The 22,548-nt window shown below is 76.9% G+C and carries 20 protein-coding genes; 11 read left to right on the forward strand and 9 right to left on the reverse strand.

The genetic code is table 11. The annotated features are described in order from the left end of the window. Positions 1-12: 12 nt before the first annotated feature. The 5 genes from Q0848_RS11160 to Q0848_RS11180 are packed head-to-tail and all read right to left on the reverse strand — an operon-like array spanning position 13 to position 4,779. The gene (locus Q0848_RS11160; protein ID WP_299037536.1) at positions 13-684 is read right to left on the reverse strand and encodes a response regulator; all 672 of its coding nucleotides are present in this window, start codon (positions 682-684) and stop codon (positions 13-15) included. Beyond that, complete coding sequence (locus Q0848_RS11165) at positions 681-1,874, reverse strand: hypothetical protein (protein ID WP_299037538.1); 1,194 nt, start codon at positions 1,872-1,874, stop codon at positions 681-683. The genes Q0848_RS11160 and Q0848_RS11165 overlap by 4 nt, the downstream gene beginning before the upstream one ends. Next, the gene (locus Q0848_RS11170; protein ID WP_299037539.1) at positions 1,871-3,367 is read right to left on the reverse strand and encodes a sensor histidine kinase; all 1,497 of its coding nucleotides are present in this window, start codon (positions 3,365-3,367) and stop codon (positions 1,871-1,873) included. Before Q0848_RS11170 ends, Q0848_RS11165 begins: the two co-directional genes overlap by 4 nt. A 9-nt stretch (positions 3,368-3,376) precedes the next feature. Continuing rightward, complete coding sequence (locus tag Q0848_RS11175; protein ID WP_299037541.1) at positions 3,377-3,994, reverse strand: hypothetical protein; 618 nt, start codon at positions 3,992-3,994, stop codon at positions 3,377-3,379. Continuing rightward, positions 3,991-4,779, reverse strand: coding sequence for a hypothetical protein (locus Q0848_RS11180; RefSeq protein ID WP_299037543.1), 789 nt, complete (start codon positions 4,777-4,779; stop codon positions 3,991-3,993). The genes Q0848_RS11175 and Q0848_RS11180 overlap by 4 nt, the downstream gene beginning before the upstream one ends. 205 nt (positions 4,780-4,984) lie before the next feature. Between Q0848_RS11180 and Q0848_RS11185 the strand changes: the two genes are divergently transcribed. The 10 genes from Q0848_RS11185 to pstB all read left to right on the forward strand — a co-directional run bounded on the left by Q0848_RS11185 (position 4,985) and on the right by pstB (position 17,435). After that, the gene (locus Q0848_RS11185) at positions 4,985-5,695 is read left to right on the forward strand and encodes a response regulator transcription factor (protein ID WP_299037545.1); all 711 of its coding nucleotides are present in this window, start codon (positions 4,985-4,987) and stop codon (positions 5,693-5,695) included. Positions 5,696-5,823: 128 nt separating this feature from the next. After that, positions 5,824-6,402 (forward strand): MarR family winged helix-turn-helix transcriptional regulator, encoded by a 579-nt coding sequence (locus tag Q0848_RS11190; RefSeq protein ID WP_299037548.1) that lies wholly within the window; start codon positions 5,824-5,826, stop codon positions 6,400-6,402. A 125-nt stretch (positions 6,403-6,527) separates the two neighbouring features. After that, the gene (locus tag Q0848_RS11195) at positions 6,528-8,234 is read left to right on the forward strand and encodes an MDR family MFS transporter (RefSeq protein WP_366146560.1); all 1,707 of its coding nucleotides are present in this window, start codon (positions 6,528-6,530) and stop codon (positions 8,232-8,234) included. A gap of 111 nt (positions 8,235-8,345) precedes the next feature. Beyond that, entirely contained in the window at positions 8,346-9,323 is a 978-nt protein-coding gene (mshD, locus tag Q0848_RS11200) for a mycothiol synthase (protein ID WP_299037552.1), read from the forward strand. 296 nt (positions 9,324-9,619) lie between these two features. Further along, positions 9,620-11,758: an RNA degradosome polyphosphate kinase gene (locus Q0848_RS11205; protein WP_366146561.1), complete on the forward strand. Its 2,139-nt coding sequence runs from the start codon at positions 9,620-9,622 to the stop codon at positions 11,756-11,758. A 155-nt stretch (positions 11,759-11,913) separates the two neighbouring features. Continuing rightward, entirely contained in the window at positions 11,914-13,098 is a 1,185-nt protein-coding gene (locus Q0848_RS11210; RefSeq protein WP_299037556.1) for an NUDIX domain-containing protein, read from the forward strand. A gap of 260 nt (positions 13,099-13,358) precedes the next feature. Continuing rightward, positions 13,359-14,483, forward strand: a complete 1,125-nt coding sequence (gene pstS, locus Q0848_RS11215) for a phosphate ABC transporter substrate-binding protein PstS (RefSeq protein WP_299037558.1) — start codon at positions 13,359-13,361, stop codon at positions 14,481-14,483. Between the two features lie 14 nt (positions 14,484-14,497). Then, positions 14,498-15,430 (forward strand): phosphate ABC transporter permease subunit PstC, encoded by a 933-nt coding sequence (gene pstC, locus Q0848_RS11220; RefSeq protein WP_299037559.1) that lies wholly within the window; start codon positions 14,498-14,500, stop codon positions 15,428-15,430. Next, positions 15,430-16,560 (forward strand): phosphate ABC transporter permease PstA, encoded by a 1,131-nt coding sequence (gene pstA, locus Q0848_RS11225; RefSeq protein WP_299037561.1) that lies wholly within the window; start codon positions 15,430-15,432, stop codon positions 16,558-16,560. The genes pstC and pstA overlap by 1 nt, the downstream gene beginning before the upstream one ends. A gap of 95 nt (positions 16,561-16,655) precedes the next feature. After that, a complete protein-coding gene (gene pstB, locus Q0848_RS11230; RefSeq protein WP_299037563.1) occupies positions 16,656-17,435 on the forward strand; it encodes a phosphate ABC transporter ATP-binding protein PstB in 780 nt (259 codons plus the stop codon). 389 nt (positions 17,436-17,824) lie between these two features. On the opposite strand, the gene Q0848_RS11235 is transcribed toward pstB, so the two are convergent. The 3 genes from Q0848_RS11235 to Q0848_RS11245 form a co-directional block, all read right to left on the reverse strand. Continuing rightward, positions 17,825-18,838, reverse strand: a complete 1,014-nt coding sequence (locus tag Q0848_RS11235) for an inorganic phosphate transporter (RefSeq protein WP_299037566.1) — start codon at positions 18,836-18,838, stop codon at positions 17,825-17,827. Between the two features lie 4 nt (positions 18,839-18,842). Continuing rightward, positions 18,843-19,460: a DUF47 domain-containing protein gene (locus tag Q0848_RS11240; protein ID WP_299037567.1), complete on the reverse strand. Its 618-nt coding sequence runs from the start codon at positions 19,458-19,460 to the stop codon at positions 18,843-18,845. A gap of 106 nt (positions 19,461-19,566) precedes the next feature. Continuing rightward, a complete protein-coding gene (locus Q0848_RS11245) occupies positions 19,567-19,797 on the reverse strand; it encodes a hypothetical protein (RefSeq protein ID WP_299037569.1) in 231 nt (76 codons plus the stop codon). Between the two features lie 225 nt (positions 19,798-20,022). On the opposite strand from Q0848_RS11245, the gene Q0848_RS11250 reads away from it, so the two are divergent. Further along, the gene (locus Q0848_RS11250) at positions 20,023-21,129 is read left to right on the forward strand and encodes a PHP domain-containing protein (protein ID WP_299037571.1); all 1,107 of its coding nucleotides are present in this window, start codon (positions 20,023-20,025) and stop codon (positions 21,127-21,129) included. A 23-nt stretch (positions 21,130-21,152) separates the two neighbouring features. On the opposite strand, the gene Q0848_RS11255 is transcribed toward Q0848_RS11250, so the two are convergent. Beyond that, positions 21,153-22,535 (reverse strand): sugar ABC transporter substrate-binding protein, encoded by a 1,383-nt coding sequence (locus Q0848_RS11255; protein ID WP_299037573.1) that lies wholly within the window; start codon positions 22,533-22,535, stop codon positions 21,153-21,155. Positions 22,536-22,548: the final 13 nt, after the last annotated feature.

Genomic DNA, 22,548 nt, shown 5'->3' on the forward strand with positions numbered 1-22,548 from the left:
GGCGCGGGCGGCTCAGCGCCGCGGGTCCTCCGGGCGCTCGGCGTCCACCTCGACGGCCCACCCGTCCCGCTGGCCCACCTCGTACCAGTCGATCCGCCCCTCGATCCGCACCCCGCGGTCGGCGTACTTGCGGCGCGCGCGCTGCAGGTAGGTGCGCACCGTCGCCTCCCCGACGCCCATCTGCCGCGCGACGGTGCGCAGCAGCAGGCCCGAGCCGAAGAGCACCAGGGCCCGGCTCTCCTGCGGGCTCAGCGCCGGCCGCCACTCCTGGCCGGCGGCGAGGACCTCGGCCAGGGCGGGCGTCACGTACGACTCGCCGGCGGCGGCCGCCCGGACGGCCGCGAGCAGCTCGGCCCGCCCGCTGACCTTGGGCACGTACGCGAGGGCGCCGGCCTCGACGGCGCGCTGGACGGACGCCGGCTCGGCGTCGGCGCTGATGACCACGACGGCGCAGCCCTCGGCGACCAGGCCGGCGACGCCCGCTCCCGGGGAGGACCCGTCGTCGAGGACGAGGTCGAGCACCACGACGTCGGCCGGGTGGGCCGGCGAGGCGCGCAGCGAGGCCAGGTCGCCGTGCGTGCCGACCAGCTCGACCTCGTCCTGGGCCGCGCCCATCCAGGCGGCGATGCCGTCGAGGATGACGGGGTGGTCGTCGACGACCGCCACGCGCGCGCGCCCGCTCACGGGGCGCCCTCCACCGCCGGGGCGCCGACCTCGAGGACGAGGAGCTCCTCCTCCTCGATCCAGGCGGCGCCGAGCTCGTCCAGCAGGTCCGCCGCGAGCCCGTCGCCCGCCAGCTGCGGCGCCCCGCGCACGGCCACCACGGCCCCGCCCGCGAGGAGGACCACCGACACCTCGCCCCCGAGCGCGCCGGCCCGGCGCACGAGCGCGACGAGCGGGCCGCGCAGGCCGGCGCCCAGGTCGTCCTCGCCGTCGACGGCGCGCACCACCACCGCGGGCGCGGCGCCGCCCCCGACCTCGCCGGCCAGGGCGTCGTCCAGCCAGGAGCGCGCGTCCCCGCGCAGCAGCCGCGCCCGCAGCCGGCGGCTGCTGGCGACCGCCGCGGCGGCGTCGGCCGGCTCCAGCGGCACGGGCGCCCCGGCGACGACCCGCTCCAGCAGCGGGCCGACCTCCGCCCGCGCCGCCGCGAGCCGCACGGCGCCCTCCTGGGCGGCGGCGGCCGCGGCCCGGCGCTCGCCCTCCTCGCGCGCCGCCGCGGCGTCGGAGGCGCGACCGGACTCCACGAGACGGGCGACGAGCACGAGGTAGGTCGCCCACGCCACGACGGGCACCGCCCCGACCGCCGCCATCTCCGTCCCCCGGGCGAGCGCGAGCCCGGGCGCCGCCGTCTCGTGGCGCAGCGAGCCCCCCAGCATCACGAGCGCGTGCAGCCCCCCGGCGACGACGACCACGCCGAGCGGCCGGACCGCCAGCAGGCACAGGACCGCCACGCCGACCCCGGTGGCGGCGAACAGCCCCTCCCCGTAGACGCCGCGGTGGGCGGTCTGGGCGATCACGACGACGTCCACGCCCAGCAGCACGGCGACCACCGCCACGACCACCGGGCGCGAGCGCACGAGCCGGTGGGAGGACAGCGCCACGAGCAGGCCCGGGACGGCGACGAGCACGGCCAGCGCCCCCGCGGCGACCGCGGCCGAGGCGTAGGTGCCGGGCGGGGAGACGAGAGCGCGGAGCACCGCCTGCAGGGCGACGACCGCGACGAGGACGAAGAGCGTGGGCCGGGCGCCGGGCAGGACCTCCTCCTGCCGGACCCGCCACCAGCGGCCCTCGCCGGGGACCGCGGCCGCGGCGCCCCGCGACCACGAGCGCCCGGCCCCGCGGGCCCCCCGCGCCGCGGCGTCCGCGGCGCTCACGCCCCGCACCCCCTCGGGCCGGGGCGCGGGGCGGGAGAGGTGCCGCGCGCCCGCACGGGCCGCAGCGGCGCCTCCACCTGCACGACGGTCCCGCGCCCGGGGCGCGAGCGCACGGAGGCGCTGCCCCCGACGTCCTCCAGGCGCCCGCGCACCGACCGGGCCAGGCCCAGGGAGCCGGCCGGGACGGCCGCGGGGTCGAAGCCCGCCCCGGCGTCGACGACGAGCACCCGCGCGCTCCCCGGCCCCGCCGCCCACACCAGCAGCGCCGAGCTCGTGCCCGCGTGGCGCTCGACGTTGCGCAGGCACTCCCCGACCGCGCCGAGCAGCGCCTCGACGACCTCGGGCTCGGGCTCCGGCTCGGGGACCGCGGGGCGGACGGCGCCCGAGCAGGCGTCACCGGCCCGGACCGGGGCGGCACCGGGCTGCGCGGCGGCCTCGTGCCGCAGCTCCACCACGAGCCCGGTCTCCGCGGCGCGCGCCACGAGCCGGACCAGACCCGCCTCCAGCGCGGAGAGCGGCTGGTCCGGGGCGGTCGGGGCGTCGACGTCGCGCCCGGCGCCCTCGGCGGGCTCCCGCCGCCCGGGAGCCCGCACCGGGGCGTCCGCGGCGTCCGGCCCGGCGGCCACGAGCAGCGCGAGGGCCTCGGCCGCGAGCTCCCGGACGGCGGGGGCACGGGCGGCGTCGGCGGTGACCATCGTGGCGAGCGAGCCCAGGACGATGTCGTGCAGGCGCACGTCGAGCCGCCGCCGGGCGGTGGCGAGCTCGCGGGCGACGAGGAGGTCGACGGCGGCGACGCGCCGCGCCGCGAGCGAGCGCTCGGCCCGGGCGGCGCACCCGTGCGCCACCAGCAGCGAGGCGACGGCGAGCAGCGCGGTGACGAGGGGGCCCACGACGTCCAGGCGCCCGAGTCCCACGAGCCCCGCCGACACCGAGGCCAGGGCGAGGGCCGCGGCGCCGACCACGACGGCGCGCACGAGCACCGGGGCCACGCGCCCCGGCGTCCCGGCGAGCAGCCACAGCACCGCCGAGGCGGTGGTGGGCAGCACGCGCAGGACGCCCTCCTCCTCGACGGGGGTGCCCGCCGCGACCAGCGGGGGCAGCGCGGCCGCGCAGACGAGGCCCACGAGCACGAGCAGCGGGACGGGCAGCCCTCGCACGAGGTGGGCGACGGCGAGGGCGAGCCACCCCGCCGCCAGCGCGGCCCCGACCACCACCGACGGGCTCCCCCCGCCCGGGGCGAGGGCCGCCCCGGTCAGGGCGGCGACGACGACGAGCAGCTGCAGCACCACGACGACCGCCGTGTAGACCCGGCGCCCCCGCTCCAGGACCTCCCGGAGCTGCCGGGACCCGGTGTCGAAGCCGGTGTCGGGGTCGCTCCACCCCCCGCGGCCGGGAGCGGGACCTGCGCCGGGACCGGGGGCCCCTCGACCTGCCGGCGCGCCCGGAGCCCGGTCGGCGTTCGTCGCGGGCGCGGCGGCCTCGCGGGTGACCACGGCCGCGGCTCAGCCGCGGTCGGCGCCCGGTCGCCGCCGCAGCGGCTCGGGCGGTCCGGCGTCCGGGCCCAGGACCCGCGCGAGCACCTCCACCGCGGCGGCCACGACCGCGGCGCTGTCGGCGAAGCCTCCCGCGGGGCCGGCCAGCGGGTCGGGCACGTCGTCGTCCTCGGGGCGCCGGGGCGGCGGGGCCCCGGCGCGCAGCCGTGCCGCCGTGCCGGCGGCGGCGCGCACCCGCGCCGACGGGTCGCGGCCGGGCACCCGGGCGCCGTCGAGCACCCGCGCGAGCTCGCGCAGCGTGAACGTCCACCGCGCCGCCCGCGGTGCGGTGCGGGCCACGTCCGCGGCGTGCACGCGGGTCAGGGCGATGACGAGGTCGGCGCCGAGCAGGGAGCTCGCGTCCACGCGCCGGGAGCGGAAGTCCTCGACGGAGCCGCCGTGCTCGAGGACCTGGCCGACCGCACCCGGTGCCATGGCGGACCCCGGCGCGGCGCGCATGCCCGCGCTGGACACCTGCACCCCCGGGCCGAGGGCGGGCGCCAGCAGCCGCTCCACCATGGGCGAGCGGCAGGTGCCCTCGCCGCAGACGGCGAGGACCCGGGCCGTGCCGGTCAGCGTCGGGCTCACGGGCGCACCACCTGGGCGAGGAGCTGGACGGGGACGGCGGAGAGGCTCACGGCCACCAGCCCGATGACGCCCGCGAGCCGTCGCGACGTCGACCGCGGGAGCGCCACGAGGAGGCGGTCGACCGAGCCGACGACGACGGCGAGCACGACGCCGAGCACGGCGCCCTCGACCGCGGTGACGGCCTCGACGAGCCCGCCGACCACCGCCGCCGCCGCACCGGCGGCCACGAGCGCGAGCGCCCCGGTGAGCCGCTGCGGCCACGGCAGGGCCGTGACGAGCAGGGCCGCCGCCAGGCCCCCGACGCCGACGAGCACGGCGTCCGGCTGCACGGCCGCGGCCGACACCCAGCCGGTGGCCACGCCGGCGACGGCGGCGCCCGCCACCGTCGCCGCCACGGACTCGGCCAGCCGCGGGCGACCGTCGCGGCGCAGGATCTGGTGCACGAAGGCGAGGACGACCGACAGGCCCAGGGCGGCGAGGACGGCCTGGGCGGCCCCCGCGGGCCCGAGGACGTCGGCCACCCCGGCACCACCGGCGTCGCCCGCCCCCGCAGGACCCGGGGGTCCCGCCACGGCGACGGCGGCCGTGGCGGCGAGGCCGGCCACCACGACGACGGCGGTCGTCCCCGAGGGCGACGGCAGCGCGAGGAGGCGGGGCCAGCCGAGGGCCACGAGGACGGTGACGACGGCGACCACGGGGGCGACGGCGACGGGCAGCCACAGGACGCCGGCCGCGAGGAGGCCGGCGGACGCGATTCCGGCCGCAGCGGGCAGGACGCGGCTCACCGCCCGGGTCTCCTCACGCGGGGCATCCTCGCAGACACCTCCCAGGGAGTCCCGCTCCGCGGGACCGCAGCGGCGGGAGGCGCCCCTCCCCCTATCCTTCGTCCCGGACGGAGCCCCCGCCGCTCGGCGGCCCGCCGCGGGCGCCGGCCCCGGTGCGCCGCGCCGGCGCGGGCGCGAGGGGCCGCGAGGTCCGAGGGAGGTCGCCGTGGCGCAGCTGCTGATGCTCACCAACGCCCTGGCCCCCTCGGCGGAGGTCCTCCCCGCGCTCGGCCTGCTGCCCCACCACGTGCGGGTGCTGCCCGCGGAGCCGTCGGTGCTGGTCGACGCGCCCTCCGCCGACGCCGTCCTGGTCGACGGCCGGCGCGAGCTCGTGGCGGCCCGGTCGCTCACCCGGCTCCTGCGCACCACGGGCGTGTCCTGCCCGCTGCTGCTGGTCCTGACCGAGGGGGGCCTCGCCGCGGTCGCCGCGGACTGGGGCGCCGACGACGTCCTGCTGGACACGGCGGGGCCCGCCGAGGTCGAGGCCCGCCTGCGGCTCGCGACCGGGCGCGCGCGCCTGGCCGAGGACGACGCCGAGGTCTCCGACGAGATCCGCGCCGGGGACGTCGTCATCGAGGAGTCCACCTACACCGCCCGCGTCCGCGGCCGGGTGCTCGACCTCACCTACAAGGAGTTCGAGCTCCTCAAGCACCTCGCCCAGCACCCGGGCCGCGTGTTCACGCGCGCCCAGCTGCTGCAGGAGGTCTGGGGCTACGACTACTTCGGCGGCACGCGGACGGTCGACGTCCACGTGCGCCGCCTGCGCGCCAAGCTCGGCGTCGACCACGAGCAGCTCATCGGCACCGTCCGCAACGTCGGCTACCGCTTCGTGCCGCCCGCGCGCGAGCGCTCGGGCGCGGAGCCCGTCGAGGCCTGACGCACGCCGTCGGCAGCCCGTCGCGCCCCGCTCCGCCCCTCGCCCCGCACCCGGACGGCTCCCTCGCGTCGCGGGAATGGTTGCCCGGAGCATAAGGTTGCTTCCTGCACGCAACGAGGAGGCGACGGGTGATCACCACGAGCACGGCCGAGGCCCTGCTGGAGCAGGCGCGCGGGCTGCACCGCTCCAGCCGGGCGATGCTGCGCGCGTCGGCTCCCGACCGCACGGGCGCCGCCGCCGAGGCCGTGCTCGGCGTGGTCGCCGAGGCGGGCGAGTCGCGCCCGGGCGCCCTCGCCTGCCGCCTCGGCACCTCGCCGTCCGTGCTGAGCCGCCAGCTGGCCGAGCTGGAGGACGCCGGCCTCCTCGACCGCCGCGCGGACCCGGCGGACGGCAGGGCGCACCTCGTCCGCGTCTCGACCGAGGGCGCGGCCCTGCTGGCCGAGACGGCCGCCGCCCGCGCCGAGCGCCTGCGGCGCGCGCTGGACGGCTGGACCGAGGACGAGGCGCGCAGCGCGCTGGAGTCGCTCGCGCGCCTGCGCCGCGACCTCGAGGCCTCCGGCCCCGGGCGGGTCCTCCCCGCCCCCGACGACCACCGGCTCCCGCCGGCGACCGGCGGACGACGACGTCCTGCGGTGCAGCACCACGACCCGACGACCGCAGCGACCGGCCCCCGGGCCGCCCGCGCAGAGCAGGAGGTGGGCGCGTGAGCGCCCTGTCGACATCCCGGAGCGCCCCGCCGCCCGGTACCACGGGGCCGACCGCGGCCTCCGTCCCGCCGGGGGCCGCCGGGCCCGGCGGCAGCCCCGCCGGCCCCACCGGCCAGGCGCCCGGCATGAGCCACCGCCAGGTGCTCCAGGTCCTCGCGGGCCTGCTCGCGGGCCTGTTCACGGCGCTGCTGTCGACGACGATCGTCGCCACCGCGCTGCCCACGATCATCGGCGACCTCGGCGGCACGCAGACCGCCTACACGTGGGTCGTCACCGCGGCGCTGCTGGCCAACGCCGTCTCCACCCCGCTGTGGGGCAAGCTCGCCGACCTCTTCAGCAAGAAGCTCCTCGTCCAGCTCTCCCTCGTCGTCTTCGTCGTCGGGTCGATGGTCGCGGGCCTGTCCCAGGACGTGGGCCAGCTCATCGCCGCCCGCGTCGTGCAGGGCGTCGGCATGGGCGGCCTGACCGCCCTCGTCGTCGCGATCATCGGCTCGGTCATCCCGCCCCGGCAGCGCGGGCGCTACTCCGGCTACATGGGCGCCGTCATGGCGGTCGCCATGTCCGGCGGCCCGCTCGTCGGGGGCGCCATCGTCGGCGTCGTCAGCTGGCGCTGGACCTTCTTCGCCTGCGTGCCCCTCGCGGTCCTCGCCCTCCTCCTCATCCAGCGCACGCTGGTCCTGGTCGAGGAGAAGCGGCGGCCCAGCATCGACTGGCCGGGCGCCGTCCTGCTGACGACGGGCGTGAGCCTGCTCCTGGTGTGGGTGTCCTTCGTCGGCGACTCCTTCGCCTGGGCCTCCTGGCAGACCGCGGCGATGGTCGGCGGCGGGCTCGCGCTGTGCACCGCCCTCGTGCTCGTCGAGCAGCGCACCGCCGAGCCGATCATCCCGCTGGCCGTCCTGCGCGAGCGGACGACGGCGCTGGCCGTCGTCGCGAGCGTCGCCGTCGGCATCGCGCTGTTCGGCTCGAGCGTCTTCCTCGGCCAGTACTTCCAGACCTCGCGCGGCTACAGCGCCTTCGACGCCGGCCTGCTCACGCTCCCCAACGTCGCCGGCTCCCTCGTCGGCACCATCGTCTCGGGGCGCCTGATCACCCGCTACGGGCGGTGGAAGAGGTTCCTCGTCGGCGGGGCGCTGCTGATGATCGCCGGCCTCGGCCTCATGGGCACCGTCGACCACCTGACCCCGCTGTGGCACGTGGGCGTCTTCATCGCCCTCATCGGCCTCGGCACGGGCTGCCTCATGCAGAACACCGTCCTCGCCGTCCAGAACACCGTGGCCCTCAAGGACATCGGCTCGGCGTCCAGCTCCGTGGCCTTCTTCCGCACGCTCGGCGGCACCATCGGCGTCTCGGTCCTCGGCTCGGTCCTGGCCTCCCGCGTGGCCGCCCTGACCACGCAGGGCTTCGCCGACGCCGGCGTCGTCACCGGCTCCGACCAGCCCTCCACCGGCGGCGGCAGCCTCGACATCGGCGCGCTCCCGGGCCCGGTGCAGGAGGTCGTGCGCGCGGCCTACGGCGACGCCACGGGGCGCATCTTCCTGATCGCCGCCGCCGTCGCGGTCGTCACGCTCGTGGCGGTCGCCCTCATCCGCGAGGTGCCGCTGCGCACCACCGTCGACGTGGCCGCCCCGCGCGCCGACGCCGCGTCCACCGCGGCGCCCGTCCCCGCGGGGGCCGGCGCCGCAGCGGCCGTCCCCGCAACCGGCGACGCCGAGCCCGCGCCCGAGCGCCCCCGGGGCCGCCACGTCGACCCGACGGCCGACGTCGACGGCGGGCGCACCGCCACCGGGTCCCCCGGGGGCCGGCACGCCGGGAGCCCGCGCAGCGGCGACTGACCCGCCCGGGCCCGGCCGGCGACCCGTCGACGCAGGTCGGGACCCCGCCCGGGCCCTCCGGGGCGGCCGTCGCCGGACGCGGGCACCCGCGGCTGCCTAGGGTGGTCGCCCGTGGCCGAGACCCCCGAGCACCCCGCCCCGACAGCCCCCGAGGGCGCCGACGGCGTGCGCCTCGTCCCGGCGCTCGCGCCGTCCGAGGTCGGCGAGGTGCTCGCCCTCGTGGCGGAGGCCGAGCGGGCCGACGGCGCGCCCCCGGTCTCCGAGCAGGGCCTGCTGCAGCTGCGGGCCGGGGACGCCCGCCAGCAGCACCTGCTCGCCCGGGCCGGCGGGCGCGTCGTCGGGTACGGCAGCCTGCTGGCGGAGCCGGACGAGGACGGCGCGCCCGGCGCCCTGGTCGGCGAGCTGGTCGTGGCCCCGGCCGACCGCGGCCGCGGCACCGGTCGGGCGCTGGTCGAGGCGGCCCTGGCCGCCCGCGGCGAGCGGGCCCTGCGCCTGTGGATGCACGGGGACCTCCCCGCCGCCCGGGCCCTCGCGGAGCGCGCCGGCCTCGTGCGCGTGCGCGAGCTGATGACGATGCGCGCGGACCTGTCCGCGCCGCTCCCGCCGCTGCCGGAGGTCGCGGGCGTGCGGCTGCGCACCTTCGCGGTGGGACGCGACGAGGAGGCCTGGCTCGCCGTCAACGCCCGCGCCTTCGCCGACCACCCCGAGCAGGGCGCCTGGACGCTCGAGGACGTCCGCGCCCGCGAGGCCGAGCCGTGGTTCGACCCGGCCGGCGTGCTGCTGGCCGAGGACGAGCGCACGGGCGCGCTCCTGGGCTCGCACTGGACCAAGACGACGACCGGCGAGGACGGGGCGCTGGAGGGGGAGGTCTACGTCGTGGGCGTCGACCCGGCGGCCCAGGGCCGGGGCATCGGGCGCCTGGTGACCCTGGCCGGCCTGGCGTCCCTGCGCGAGCGGGGGGTCCGCGTCGTCGAGCTGTACGTGGAGGCCGACAACGCCGCCGCGGTCGCCGTCTACCGGCGGCTGGGCTTCGAGCGCTCCGGCGCCGACGTCGTCGTCGCGGCGCCCTCCCGGGCCGGGGCCGCGTGAGCGCCGGGCGCCGCGAGCGACGCCGGCGCCGCTCGCAGCGGGACGCCCGCGGCGGGGCGCCGACCGGGCCCGCCGGTGGCAGCATGGCGGGGGTGACGACGTCGACCACGCCCGGCTCCAGCTCCTCCGCGGACTCCGCGCCCGCGGGCGCGTCCCGCGGCGACGGCAGCCCCGCGGCCAGCGGGGAGGGCGTCCTCGCGCAGCCGGACGCCGTCGCCGAGGTCACCGGTCGGGGGCCCGGCGCCTCGCGCTCGCTCGACATCGAGACGGCGGCGCACCTCGGCGACGCCGCCCCCATGCCGGTGCCCGGGTCGGCCGCCGGGGACGACGAGCCGCTGCCGGAGGACCGCTTCCTGGACCGCGAGCTCTCGTGGCTGGCCTTCAACGACCGCGTCCTGCAGCTCGCCGAGGACGAGGACCTGCCGCTGCTCGAGCGCGCCCGCTTCCTCGCGATCTTCGCGTCCAACCTCGACGAGTTCTTCATGGTGCGCGTGGCGGGGCTCAAGCGCCGCATCGCCACCGGCCTCGCCGTGACGGCCGCGTCGGGGCTGCAGCCCCGCGAGGTCCTGTCCCAGATCTCCCGCCGGGCCCACGAGCTGATGGAGCGCCACGCGGCCGTGCACTCCGAGGTGGTGCGGCCGCGGCTCGCCGAGGCCGGCATCCGGCTGGTGCGGTGGGAGGAGCTGGACGAGGAGGAGAGGGCGACCCTCGGGACCTTCTTCTCCCGCCGGGTCTTCCCCGTGCTCACTCCGCTGGCCGTCGACCCGGCGCACCCCTTCCCCTACATCTCCGGGCTCTCGCTCAACCTCGCCGTGGTCGCCCGCAACCCCTCCACGGGCACCGAGCACTTCGCGCGGATCAAGGTTCCCCCGCTGCTGCCGCGGCTGGTCCCCGTCGACGACGACGACGACGCCGGGGCCCGCGGCGCACCCGCCGAGGTGCGGTTCCTCCCCCTCGAGGAGCTCGTCGGGGCGCACCTGGACCAGCTCTTCCCCGGCATGACCGTGGTGGCGAGCTCGGCCTTCCGCGTCACCCGCAACGAGGACCTCGAGGTGGAGGAGGACGACGCCGAGAACATCCTCCAGGCGCTGGAGAAGGAGCTCCTGCGGCGGCGCTTCGGCCCCCCGGTGCGCCTGGAGGTGGCCCACGACACCGACGAGCACGTCCGCGAGCTGCTCGTGCGGGAGCTCGGCGTGCGCGGCAGCGAGGTCTACGAGCTGCCCGCCCCGCTCGACCTGCGCTGCCTCAACGCGGTCGCCGACCTGGACCGGCCGGAGCTGCACTACCCCAAGGCGGTCTCCCGCACCCACCACCTGCTCACCGAGGGCCGCGAGACCTCCGCGCCCGGCGACGTGTTCACGGCGATCCGCAAGCACGACATCCTCCTGCACCACCCCTACGACGCCTTCTCCACGAGCGTCCAGGAGTTCCTGCGGCAGGCGGCCGCCGACCCCGACGTCCTGGCGATCAAGCAGACGCTGTACCGCACGAGCGGGGACTCGCCCATCGTCGACGCCCTCATCGACGCGGCGGACGCGGGCAAGCAGGTCGTGGCCCTGGTGGAGATCAAGGCCCGCTTCGACGAGCAGGCCAACATCTCCTGGGCGCGCAAGCTCGAGCAGGCCGGCGTCCACGTCGTCTACGGGATCGTCGGGCTCAAGACGCACGCCAAGCTGTGCCTCGTCGTCCGCCAGGAGCGCGACGGCCTGCGCCGCTACTGCCACATCGGCACCGGCAACTACAACCCCAAGACGGCGCGCCTCTACGAGGACATGGGCCTGCTTACGGCCGACGAGGTCGTCGGCGAGGACGTCACCAAGCTGTTCAACCAGCTCTCCGGCTACGCGCCGCGGACGACGTTCTCGCGCCTGCTCGTCGCCCCCCGCTCGCTGCGGGCGGGGCTCGTCGAGCGCATCGAGCGGGAGGTCGAGCACCACCGCGCCGGCCGGCCCGCCAGCGTCGGCGTCAAGATGAACTCCATCGTCGACGAGACGGTCATCGACGCCCTCTACCGCGCGTCGCGCGCCGGCGTCCCCGTCACGATCGTCGTCCGCGGCATCTGCTCCCTGCGCCCCGGCATCCCCGGCCTGTCCGAGACCGTGCGCGTGCGCTCGGTGCTCGGGCGCTACCTGGAGCACAGCCGGATCTTCGCCTTCGCGGCCGGCGGCACGCCGGAGGTGTGGATCGGCAGCGCCGACATGATGCACCGCAACCTCGACCGCCGCGTCGAGGCGCTCGTCAAGATCGACGACGGCGCCGAGGTGGCCGAGCTGCTCGAGTACCTCGAGCTGCAGGCCGACGACGGCACGGCCTCGTGGCACCTGGGCCCGGACGGCACCTGGACCCGGCACAGCCACGACGCCGACGGCCGGCGCCTGCTGGACGTCCAGCAGCACCTGCTGGAGCGGCGGCACACCTCCGCCGCGCGGTCCTGAGCCCGCAGGGGGCGCCCGAGCCGCGGGCTCCCCGTCCCGGACCGCCGCCCGGCCGCCGGGCGGCGCCCCTCCCCCTGCCCGAGAGGGCGTCCGGCTCGCCCCGCCCGCCGTCCGCGCCGGACGGGGTCGGCCCCGCGAGGTGGCAGCATCGGCGGATGGACCCCGCGCCCCGACCCCGCCCGGGCCCCGACCCCTCGACGCGGCGCCTCGCGGCGGCGCCCTCGCCCGCCGTGGCGCAGCGGCCCGCCGAGCCGTCGGCGGCGACGTCGGCACCCGTTGCGCTGCAGCCCGTCCCGCGCTCGTCCGCGCCCTCGGGCCGGCAGGCCCGCGGGGGCGGCCCGAGCGCGGCCGAGGAGCCCGACGCCGCCCGCGAGGCCGGGGACGACGGCCCCGGCCGCGCCGACCCCGTCCGCGCGGCCGGCGCGCTCGTCTGGCGGCTGCGCGGTGACCGGCTCCAGGTCGTCCTCGTGCACCGCCCGCGCTACGACGACTGGTCGTTCCCCAAGGGCAAGCTCGAGAAGGGCGAGACGGCCGTCGCCGCGGCCGTCCGGGAGGTGGCCGAGGAGACCGGGCTGCGCATCGCGCTGGGCCAGCCCCTGCCCGCGGCCCGGTACGTGCTCGGGGCCGGGACGGGCGACCGCGTCGTCAAGCACGTGGCCTACTGGACCGCTCCCGCCCCGGCCGGCGACCTGCCGCGGCCCCCGCGCCCGGACGAGGTCGACCGCACGGAGTGGGTCGACGTCGACGAGGCGTTCCGGCGCCTGACGCGCCGCGGCGACCAGGTGCAGCTGCGCGCGCTGGCCGCCCTGCACGCCGACAGCTGCCTGGACACCTGGCCGCTCGTCGTCGTGCGCCACGGCCACGCGCGGCCCACGACGGTCTGGGCCCACGACGAGGCCGACCGGCCGCTCGTCGCCTCCGGTCGGCGCGAGGCCGCCCAGCTCGTGCCGGTGCTGGCCGCCCGGGCCCCGGCGCGCGTCGTCTCCAGCCCGTGGGACCGCTGCGTGCAGACGGTGCGGCCCTTCGTCGAGGCCTCGGGCACCAGGCTGCGCACCAAGGGGCGTCTCACCGAGTCGGCGCACCGCCGCGACCCCGACAAGGTGGCCCGCTACGTCGGCCACCTCGTCGACAAGGGGCGACCGGTCGTCGTCTGCACCCACCGGCCGGTGCTGGGCACGCTGCTCGGCGCGCTCGCCGGCCGGGCGGCGGGCGGCAGCGGGGCCGCGGCGGCCATCCCCGCCACGGACCCGTTCCTGGCCCCGGGGGAGGCGCTCGTCGCGCACGTGTCGCGGCGCTCGGGGCGGGTCGTCGCGGTGGAGAGGCACCTCCCCCAGCCCTGACCACCGGGCGTGGCTCCTCGGCGCCGCCCGTGGCGGCGCGGCGCCGGCTCGGCGAGCGGACGTCAGCGGAGCGTGGCCACGGCGTCGGAGCGTGGCCGGACCGCCCGACCCCGGACCTCCGGACACGCCTCGTTCACCCCTGGTTCACCGAGCCCCCTGGGTCGCGACACCTCCCCTGCCTACCGTCGGCCCCGCCGGCGGGACTCCCCGCCGCTCGACGGCCGCAACCCGGCCGCCCTACGACGGAAGGCCTCTCCCTGATGCGCAGCTCCACCACGCGCGCGGCGCGCGCCGCCCTGGCGACGACGTCCGCCGCGGCCCTCGCCCTCACCCTGGCCGCCTGCGGCGCCTCGAACGAGACCGGCGGCGAGACGCCGGAGGCCGAGCTCCCCAGCGGCGTCTCCTCCGAGGACCTCGCCGGCTCCATCGCCGGTGCGGGCGCCAGCACGCAGCAGGCCGCCTTCCAGGCGTGGCAGGTCGCCTTCGGCGAGGCCGCCGGCACCACCGTCAACTACGACCCGGTCGGCTCCGGCTCGGGCCGCGAGCAGTTCCTCTCCGGCGGCGTGGACTTCGCCGGCTCGGACGCCTACCTGGACGAGGAGGAGCTGGCGACGGCCGACGAGCGCTGCACGGACGGCGCCATCGACCTGCCCGTCTACGTCTCCCCCATCGCGGTGGCCTTCAACCTCGAGGGCGTGGACGAGCTCCAGCTCACCCCCGCGGCGCTCGCCGGGATCATGTCCCAGCAGATCACCACCTGGAACGACCCGGCCATCGCCGAGTCCAACCCCGACGTCGAGCTCCCCGACACGACCATCACGCCGGTCAACCGCTCGGACGACTCCGGCACCACGGAGAACTTCACCGAGTACCTGGACGCCACGGCGCCCGAGGCGTGGACCTACGGCCCCGTCGAGACGTGGCCGATCCCCGGCGGCGAGGCGGCCCAGGGCACCTCCGGGGTCGTCCAGGCCATCACGAACGGCAACGGCACCATCGGCTACGCCGACGCCAGCCAGCTGGGCGACCTGCCCGCCGCGACCGTCCAGGTCGGCGAGGAGTACGTCGGGCCCACGCCCGAGGCGGCGGCCGCCATCCTCGACAACTCCACCCGCGTCGAGGGCCGCCCCGAGGGCGACATCGCCATCGACCTGGACCGCCAGACCGAGGCGGCGGGCACCTACCCGATCGTGCTCGTCAGCTACCAGGTCGTCTGCAAGGGCTACGAGGACCCGGCGATCGGCGAGACCGTCGCCGCGTTCGTCGAGTACGTCGCCTCGGAGGAGGGCCAGCAGGCCGCCGCCGACCAGGCCGGCAGCGCGCCGATCTCCGAGGACCTGCGCTCGGACATCATGACCTCGCTCGAGCTCGTCACCGGCAGCTGAGGAGCACCTCCCAGGTGACCACCACCACGCCCGCCCTCACGGGCAGCCGCCGCCGTCCCGGGGACAAGATCTTCTCCGGGACGGCGGCGGCGAGCGCCGTCCTCATCCTGCTGATCCTCGCCGGCGTCGGCCTCTTCCTCCTGGCCGAGGCCTACCCGGCCCTCGTCGCCCCGTCGGAGGACATCGAGGGCGGGCGTGGCCTGGTCCTGTACCTGTGGCCGATCCTGTTCGGCACGCTCATCACGTCGATCATCGCGATGGTCGTGGCCGTGCCGGTGGCCGTGGGCATCGCCCTGTTCATCTCGCACTACGCCCCGCGCCGGCTGTCCCAGGGGCTCGGCTACACGATCGACCTCCTGGCCGCCGTCCCGAGCATCGTCTACGGCTTCTGGGGCGTGCAGGTCTTCGCCCTCGCCCTCGTGCCGCTGTACCAGTGGCTGGAGGAGAACCTCGGCTGGATCCCGCTCTTCGCGGGACCGGCGTCGACGACGGGCAAGACCATCCTCACGGCCTCGCTCGTGCTCGCGGTGATGATCCTGCCGATCATCTCGGCGCTGTCCCGCGAGGTCTTCCTGCAGACGCCGCGCCTGCACGAGGAGGCGGCCATGGCCCTCGGGGCGACCCGCTGGGAGATGATCAAGTACGCCGTCATCCCCTACGGACGCTCCGGCGTGGTGAGCGCCTCGATGCTCGGCCTCGGCCGCGCCCTCGGCGAGACGATGGCCGTGACGCTGGTGCTCTCGGCCTCCGGCGGGGTGAGCTTCAACCTCATCAACAGCGGGAACCCGCCGACGCTGGCCGCCGAGATCGCCCTGAACTTCCCCGAGGCGACCGGGCTGCGCCTGTCCGAGCTCATCACCGCCGGGCTGCTGCTCTTCCTGCTCACCTTCGCCGTGAACTTCGCGGCGCGGGCGCTCGTCACCCGTCAGAAGGGCGGCTCCACCTGATGTCCACCCCCAGCACGCGCGAGCCCGCGCAGCGGGACGAGGAGCACCAGCACGGCCCCGGGGACGCCGGCGCGCTGTCGAAGCACCAGCCGCCGTCCCTCGCGGACTCGATGCACGGCTCGCTCCCCCGCTGGGCGGGTGCGGCCGCTGCCGGCCTCGCGGTCCTCGTCGCGGCGGCGCTGCTGGCCGTGACGGGGCTGCACGTCGCCCTCGCGGTCATCGTCGGCGTCGTCGTCGGGGTCGCGGCGTTCGTCATCGCCTCCCGGGCCGTCGAGGGCGAGCGCGCGGCGACCGACCGCTTCGTCACCGCCCTGGTGACGGTCGCCTTCGTCGTCGCCCTGCTGCCGCTGCTCTCCGTGGTCTGGACGACGGTGTCGCGCGGCGCCGCCCGCTTCGACGTCGCCTTCTTCACCCAGTCGATGTCGGGGATCGTCGGCGAGGGCGGCGGCGCTTACCACGCCATCATGGGCACGCTGATCATCACGGGGCTGGCCACGCTGATCTCCGTGCCGATCGGCACGATGACGGCGATCTACCTCGTCGAGTACGGCGGCGACAACAAGCTCTCCAAGGTCGTCACCTTCCTCGTGGACGTCATGACGGGCATCCCGTCGATCGTGGCCGGGCTGTTCTCGCTGGCCCTGTTCACGCTCATCTTCGGCCCGGGCCTGCGCCTGGGGATCATGGGGGCGATCGCCCTGTCCGTGCTGATGATCCCGATCGTCGTGCGGGCCGTGGAGGAGATGCTCCGGATCGTGCCGGCCCGCCTGCGGGAGTCGGCCTACGCCCTCGGGGTGCCCAAGTGGCGCACGATCGTCAAGGTCGTCCTCCCGACGGCGGCCTCCGGCATCGCGAGCGGCATCGTGATCGCCATCGCCCGCGTGATGGGCGAGACGGCGCCCCTGCTCGTCACCGTGGGCCTGACCAGCGCGACGAACTTCAACCCGTTCGACGGGCGCATGCCGGTCCTGCCGGTCTTCGCCTACTACCAGATCATCACGCCCGGCATCCCGCCGCAGGCGTTCATCGACCGGGCCTGGACGAGCGCCCTCGTGCTCATCCTCTTCGTCATGGTCCTCAACGTCGCCGCGCGGGTCCTGGCCAAGGCCCTGGCGCCCAAGACCCGCTGAGAGGCAGCATGAGCATCCTCACGCGCTCCCCCCGCCGCGAGGCGCAGTCCGGCGACCGCCGGGACGAGCGCCCTCCCCGATCCGCAGGAGCAGTCATGAGCCGCCAGATCGACGTCTCCGACCTCGACATCTACTACGGCTCGTTCCTCGCCGTGGAGAAGGTCACGATGGAGATCAAGCCGCGGAGCATCACCGCGCTGATCGGCCCCTCCGGCTGCGGCAAGTCGACCTTCCTGCGCTCGCTCAACCGCATGCACGAGGTCATCCCCGGCGCCCGCGTGGAGGGCAAGGTCGTGCTGGACGGGCAGGACCTCTACGGCCCCGGGGTCGACCCGGTCGCCGTCCGCCGCTCCGTGGGCATGGTGTTCCAGAACCCGAACCCGTTCCCGACGATGTCGATCTACGACAACGTGCTCGCGGGCATGCGCCTGAACAACAAGCGCATGAAGCGGGCCGACGCCGACGAGGTCGTCGAGCAGTCGCTGCGCGGCGCCAACCTGTGGAACGAGGTCAAGGACCGCCTCGACCGGCCGGGTGCGGGCCTGTCCGGCGGCCAGCAGCAGCGCCTGTGCATCGCCCGCGCCATCGCGGTGCAGCCGCAGGTGCTGCTCATGGACGAGCCGTGCTCCGCGCTCGACCCCATCTCGACCCTCGCGATCGAGGACCTGATGGGCGAGCTGAAGAAGGAGTACACGATCGTGATCGTGACCCACAACATGCAGCAGGCCTCGCGCGTCTCCGACCGCACCGGCTTCTTCAACATCGAGGGCACCGGCAAGCCCGGCAAGCTCGTCGAGATGGACGCCACCGACACGATCTTCTCCAACCCGTCGGTCAAGGCCACCGAGGACTACGTCAGCGGCCGCTTCGGCTGAGCCGCCCCTGCAGGCCGGCAGCGATCGCAGGGCCCGACGGGACGCTCCCGTCGGGCCCTCCGCCGTCCCGGACCGTCCGCCCTCTCGCCCCCAGCACTGCGGTGCCGAGGGGCGCCGACCAGGCCCCCTCCCCGGCACCCCGGCACAGTGCCGACACAGTGCGCCAGAACAGCCCCCTCCCCGGCACAGTGCCGACGCAGTGCGCCGACCAAGCCCCCTCCCCGGCACACTGCCGACACAGTGCGCCGACCAAGCCCCCTCCCCGGCACAGTGCCGACGAAGTGCGCCAGAACAGGCCCCTTCCCGGCACGGTGGCGACGAAGTGCGCTGGGCGGGTGCTGCCCGCCCCCCGCCCGGAGGCGACGGGCGCGCAGGAGGTGGGGCGGGCCTCAGGACCCGACGGGCACCAGCGACACGAGGACGTGCGCGAGGGCGGCGAGCAGCCCCGCGGCGGGGACGGTCGCGAGCCAGGCGAGCGCCACGCGACCGACGACGCGCCAGCGCACGCGGTGCAGCGAGGGCACCGCGGCGGCGCCGACCACCGCGGAGGAGACCGTCAGCGACGTCGAGACGGGCGTCCGCAGGAGCACCGCGGACGCGTGCAGCACCAGCGTGGCCGTCGCCTGCGCCACGAAGGCCGTCGACGGCGCCAGCGGGGCGAGCCGCTCGCCGACCGTGCGCACGATGCGCCAGCCCCCGGTGAGGACGCCGGCCGCCAGGGCGACCGCGACGACGACGACCGTCCAGGCCGGGCGTCCGCCCGGGGCGTCCGCGACGAGGGTCACGCCCGAGGCGGCCAGGCCGTAGACGACGACGGCGGCGGTGCGCTGGGCGTCGAGGACGCCGAGGCCGACGGCCGTCGCGGCGGCGGCCACGACCTGCGCGGTGCGCAGCCGCCGGTTCGCGCGGGAGGGCATCACCCCGCGCAGGAGCCAGAGGAGGGCCACGACGCCCAGGCTCGAGAGCAGGGCCGCGACGACCACGACCGCGAGCCCCGGGACGACGACGCCCACGAGCAGCACGTCCCAGCGCACGGAGGCCGCGGGCGCGGCGAGCGCCGCCCCCGCGAGCCCGCCGAACAGCGCGTGCGTCGTGGAGGTGGGCATCCCCCACCGCCACGTCAGGAGGTTCCAGGTGATCGCGCCGAGCAGGGCCGCCACGAGCAGCCGCAGGCCCGGGGCGCCCAGGGGCACGACGGCCGCGTCGGGCACCCCGACGACGACGAACCAGCTCCCGAGCAGGCCGCCGAGCAGCGCGAAGCCGGCGGCCATGACGACGGCGACGCGCGGCACGAGCGCCCGCGTGGCCACGGACGTGGCCACGGCGCCGGCCGCGCCGTGCAGGCCGTTGGTGACCGCGAACGCGAGCGCCAGCACGACGACCGCGCCGAGGAGGACGCCCACCCGCTCAGGGCTCCACGAGGGCGATGACCTCGACGACGTGGGCGAGGCGCTCGAAGGCGCCGACGGAGCGGTGCAGGCCGTCGGCCACGTCGCGCAGGCGCAGCGCCCGGCGCAGGTCCGGGTCGTCGAGCAGGTCGGCGCGCAGCTGCAGGAGCAGGGCGTCGGCGCGGTTGTCGAGCCGGTTGACCTCGACCCAGTACTCGGCGAGGCGGTCGGCGGCGTCGACGCCGGCCATCGCCCGGTGCGTCAGCTCCGCGAGGCGCACCAGCACGGGCGCGACGTCGAGGAAGGCGGGGGGCAGGGCCCCGAGCCGGTGGACGCGCACGACCTGCGCGGTCGCCGTCATCTCGTCGAGGCAGGAGTCCAGGGCCTGGGCCAGCGCGTGCACGTCGCGGCGCGCGAACGGGGGCGAGAACGTCGACGTGAGCCGCCGGGAGACGAGGTGCACGCGGTCGTCGGCGGCCCGCTCGACCTCCTGGAGGGCCTGCACGACGGCCTCGCGCTCCTCGGGCGCCGAGGCGAGCACCTCGGCCAGGAGCAGCGCGCCCCGGTGGACCTGGTCGGCGACGTCGACGAACAGGGCCGCGAACGAGGGCTCGCGCGGTGTCAGGCGCAGGCGCACGACCGTCCTTCCTCGAGAACCCCCCAGCCGCGCCCGGCGTGATCGTCGAGCGGCGGACAGGCTAGGGCACGACGACGGCGCGCTGACGCCCGCGCGGGGCCGGCGGCTACCAGCCGGGGCCGCTCGCCCGTCCGGCGCGGTCGGCCGGCATCCCGAGCGCCTCGTCGATCTCGGCGGCCGTGAGGCAGCCGTCCTTCTCGGAGGCGGCCACGACCACGGCGCCGTAGAGCTCGATCTCGTCGGCGAGGGCGTCGTCGCCCAGCGACGTCGCCCGCAGCCGTCGCGCCGGACCGCCTGCCGGCTGCGCCGGGGCCGCCGGTGCCGGGTGCTCCTCCACGTCCTCTCCCGCTCTCCCCCGTGCCACCTCGGTCTGCTGCGGGTGGTCGAGAGGCCCTCCGGCCCTCGACCACCCCGAGGACGGCGGGTCCCCGCACCCGCCGGACGCCGTGCTCCGACAGCCGCGGGGGCCTGGCGGGGGTGGGCGCTGGGCGGCACCGTACGCCGCCGCCGGCCTCCCCGTGGCCGACTCGCACAGGTCGCCCGCGGGCCTACCGTCGTGGACGTGAGCAGCAGCGGAGGGACCGGCGCCCCGGACGAGGACGACCTGCACGCGCGGGTGCTGGCGGCCCTGCGCCGGACGGCGTTCCTGCTGGAGCGGGAGCTGGCCAGCACGCACCGCGTCAAGGCGTTCCGCGCGGCCGCCACCACCGTGACGCGAACGCCCCCCGCGGAGCTGGCGCGGCGGGTCGCCGAGGGCTCCGTCGAGGAGCTGCCGGGCGTCGGGCGCACCACCGCGGCCCTGGTGGCCGACGTCGCGGCCGGTCGCCGACCCGCCTACCTCGTCGAGCTCGAGGAGCGGGTCGCGCCGCTGGTCGACCCCGGTGACGAGGGCGCCGAGGGCGGCGCCGCGCTGCGGGCGGCGCTGCGGGGCGACCTGCACCTGCACTCGGACTGGAGCGACGGCGGCAGCCCCGTGGAGGACATGGCCGTCACCGCCGTCGAGCTCGGCCACTCCTACGCCGCCCTGACCGACCACTCGCCCCGCCTCAAGGTCGCCCGCGGCCTCAGCCCGGCCCGGCTGCGCCGCCAGCTCGCGCTGCTGGAGGAGCTCGCCGCGCCGCTCGCCCCGTTCCGCCTGCTGTCCGGGATCGAGGTGGACGTCCTGTCCGACGGCTCCCTGGACCAGGAGGAGGGGGTCCTCGAGCAGCTGGACGTCGTCGTCGCGTCCGTCCACTCCGAGCTGCGGATGGAGCGGCGCGCCATGACGCGCCGCATGGTCCGCGCGGTGCGCGACCCCCGCACCGACGTCCTCGGGCACTGCACGGGGCGGTACGTGCAGCCGCGCGAGGGCGTCGGGAAGGCGCGCCCGGAGAGCGAGTTCGACGCCGAGGAAATCTTCGCGGCGTGCGCCGAGGCCGGCGTCGCGGTCGAGGTCAACAGCCGTCCCGAGCGCCTGGACCCGCCGCTGCGGCTGCTGCGGCTGGCCGTCGAGGCGGGGTGCCTGTTCAGCATCGACACCGACGCCCACGCCCCGGGGCAGCTGGACTGGCAGGAGCGGGGCTGCGCCCGGGCCGCGCGCTGCGGCGTCCCGCCGGAGCGGGTGGTGAACACCTGGCCGGTGGAGGACCTGCTCGCCTGGACCGCCGACCACGCCCACCGGCCGGGCTGAGCGCCCGGCCGGTGAGCGCCGCGTCACTGCGGGTCCGCGGTCCCGAAGAGCCTGTTGACCCGCTCGTTCGCCTCCACGAGGGACTCGACCGGCGCGGTGGAGCCGACGACGCGGTCCATGGCGGGCCCCATGATCGCGTTGACCTCCGCGCCGTTCTCGGTGATGGGCACCGGGATCGTCGTGCCCTCCTCCACGTGCACGGTGAAGGCCTTGATGTCGACGCCCGTGGCGGCCAGGGTCTGCTCGGCCTCCGCCACCACCTCGGTGCGGGCCGGCAGCACCACGCCGCCGCGGGCGACCACGGACTGGCACTCGACCGTGCCGAGGTGCTTGACCCACGCCCAGGCCGCGCCCTTGCGCGGGGAGGAGGTGGAGATCGAGTCGGCGAGCGAGTTGAACATGGCGGCGCGCTCGCCGGAGGGCCCGACGGGCGTCGGGAACGTGCCCAGCTCGATGCCCTGCAGGCGTGTGAGGTTGTTGATGTTCCAGGACCCCTGGGTGGCCATGGCGTACCGGTCGGCCTGCAGCTGCTGGTCCACCGACCCGCCGACCGTCTGGGCCAGCGGGGGCATGTAGCCCTTGTCCACCAGGCCGCGCCACCAGGCGATGGTGGCCTGGAAGCGGGGGTCGTCGTACTGGTACTCGGTCCCCCACAGCGGCTGGTCGGTGTGGGTCCAGCCCGTGGCGCCCGTGTACATCGACCACTCGGTCTGGCCGAAGCCCTCGCCGGCCCCCTCGAGGGCGAGCCCGTAGGTGGCCACCGAGGTCTTGTCGAAGCCCGGCTCGTCGCCCCGCACGCCGTTCCGGTCCACCGTCAGGCGGGCGATGAGCTCCTCGTAGGAGCCGCCGTCCTCGGGGTTCCAGTCCAGCTCCCAGAGGTCCTCCGGCGCGTACCCCGCGTCGGCCATCATCTCCGCGTTGTAGAAGACGCCGACCGTGTCGAAGTCCTTGGGCAGCCCGTAGCGGCTCCCGTCGGGCCCCACCCACAGGTCCGTCGTCCCCTCGACGTAGACGGACAGGTCGACGCCGTCCCGCTCCACGAGGTCGTCGAGGGGCTGGAGGAGCCCGCGGGTGGCGTAGTCGGCGTAGCGGGACGTGTGGTCGACGAAGACGTCGGGCGCCGAGTTCGAGACGAACGCCGTGAACAGCTTGTCCCAGTAGTCGTCCCAGCCGAACTGCTCGATCACGACGTCGACGTCGGGGTTGTCCGCCTCGAACTGCTCGGCGCACTGCTGGTAGGCGGGCAGCTGCGCCGAGTCCCACATCCAGTACGTCAGCGTCCCGGTCTCCTCCCAGCCCCCCTCGCCGACCTCGCTCGTCGTGCCGCAACCGGCCACGAGCAGGCCGAGCGCGGTGCCGGCGGCTGCGGCGCGCGCGGCGCGGCCTGGGGTGCGTCGCCTCGTCATCGAGGTCCCTCCG

It is taken from the genome of uncultured Pseudokineococcus sp. (assembly GCF_947495735.1).
Taxonomy (GTDB): domain Bacteria; phylum Actinomycetota; class Actinomycetes; order Actinomycetales; family Quadrisphaeraceae; genus Pseudokineococcus.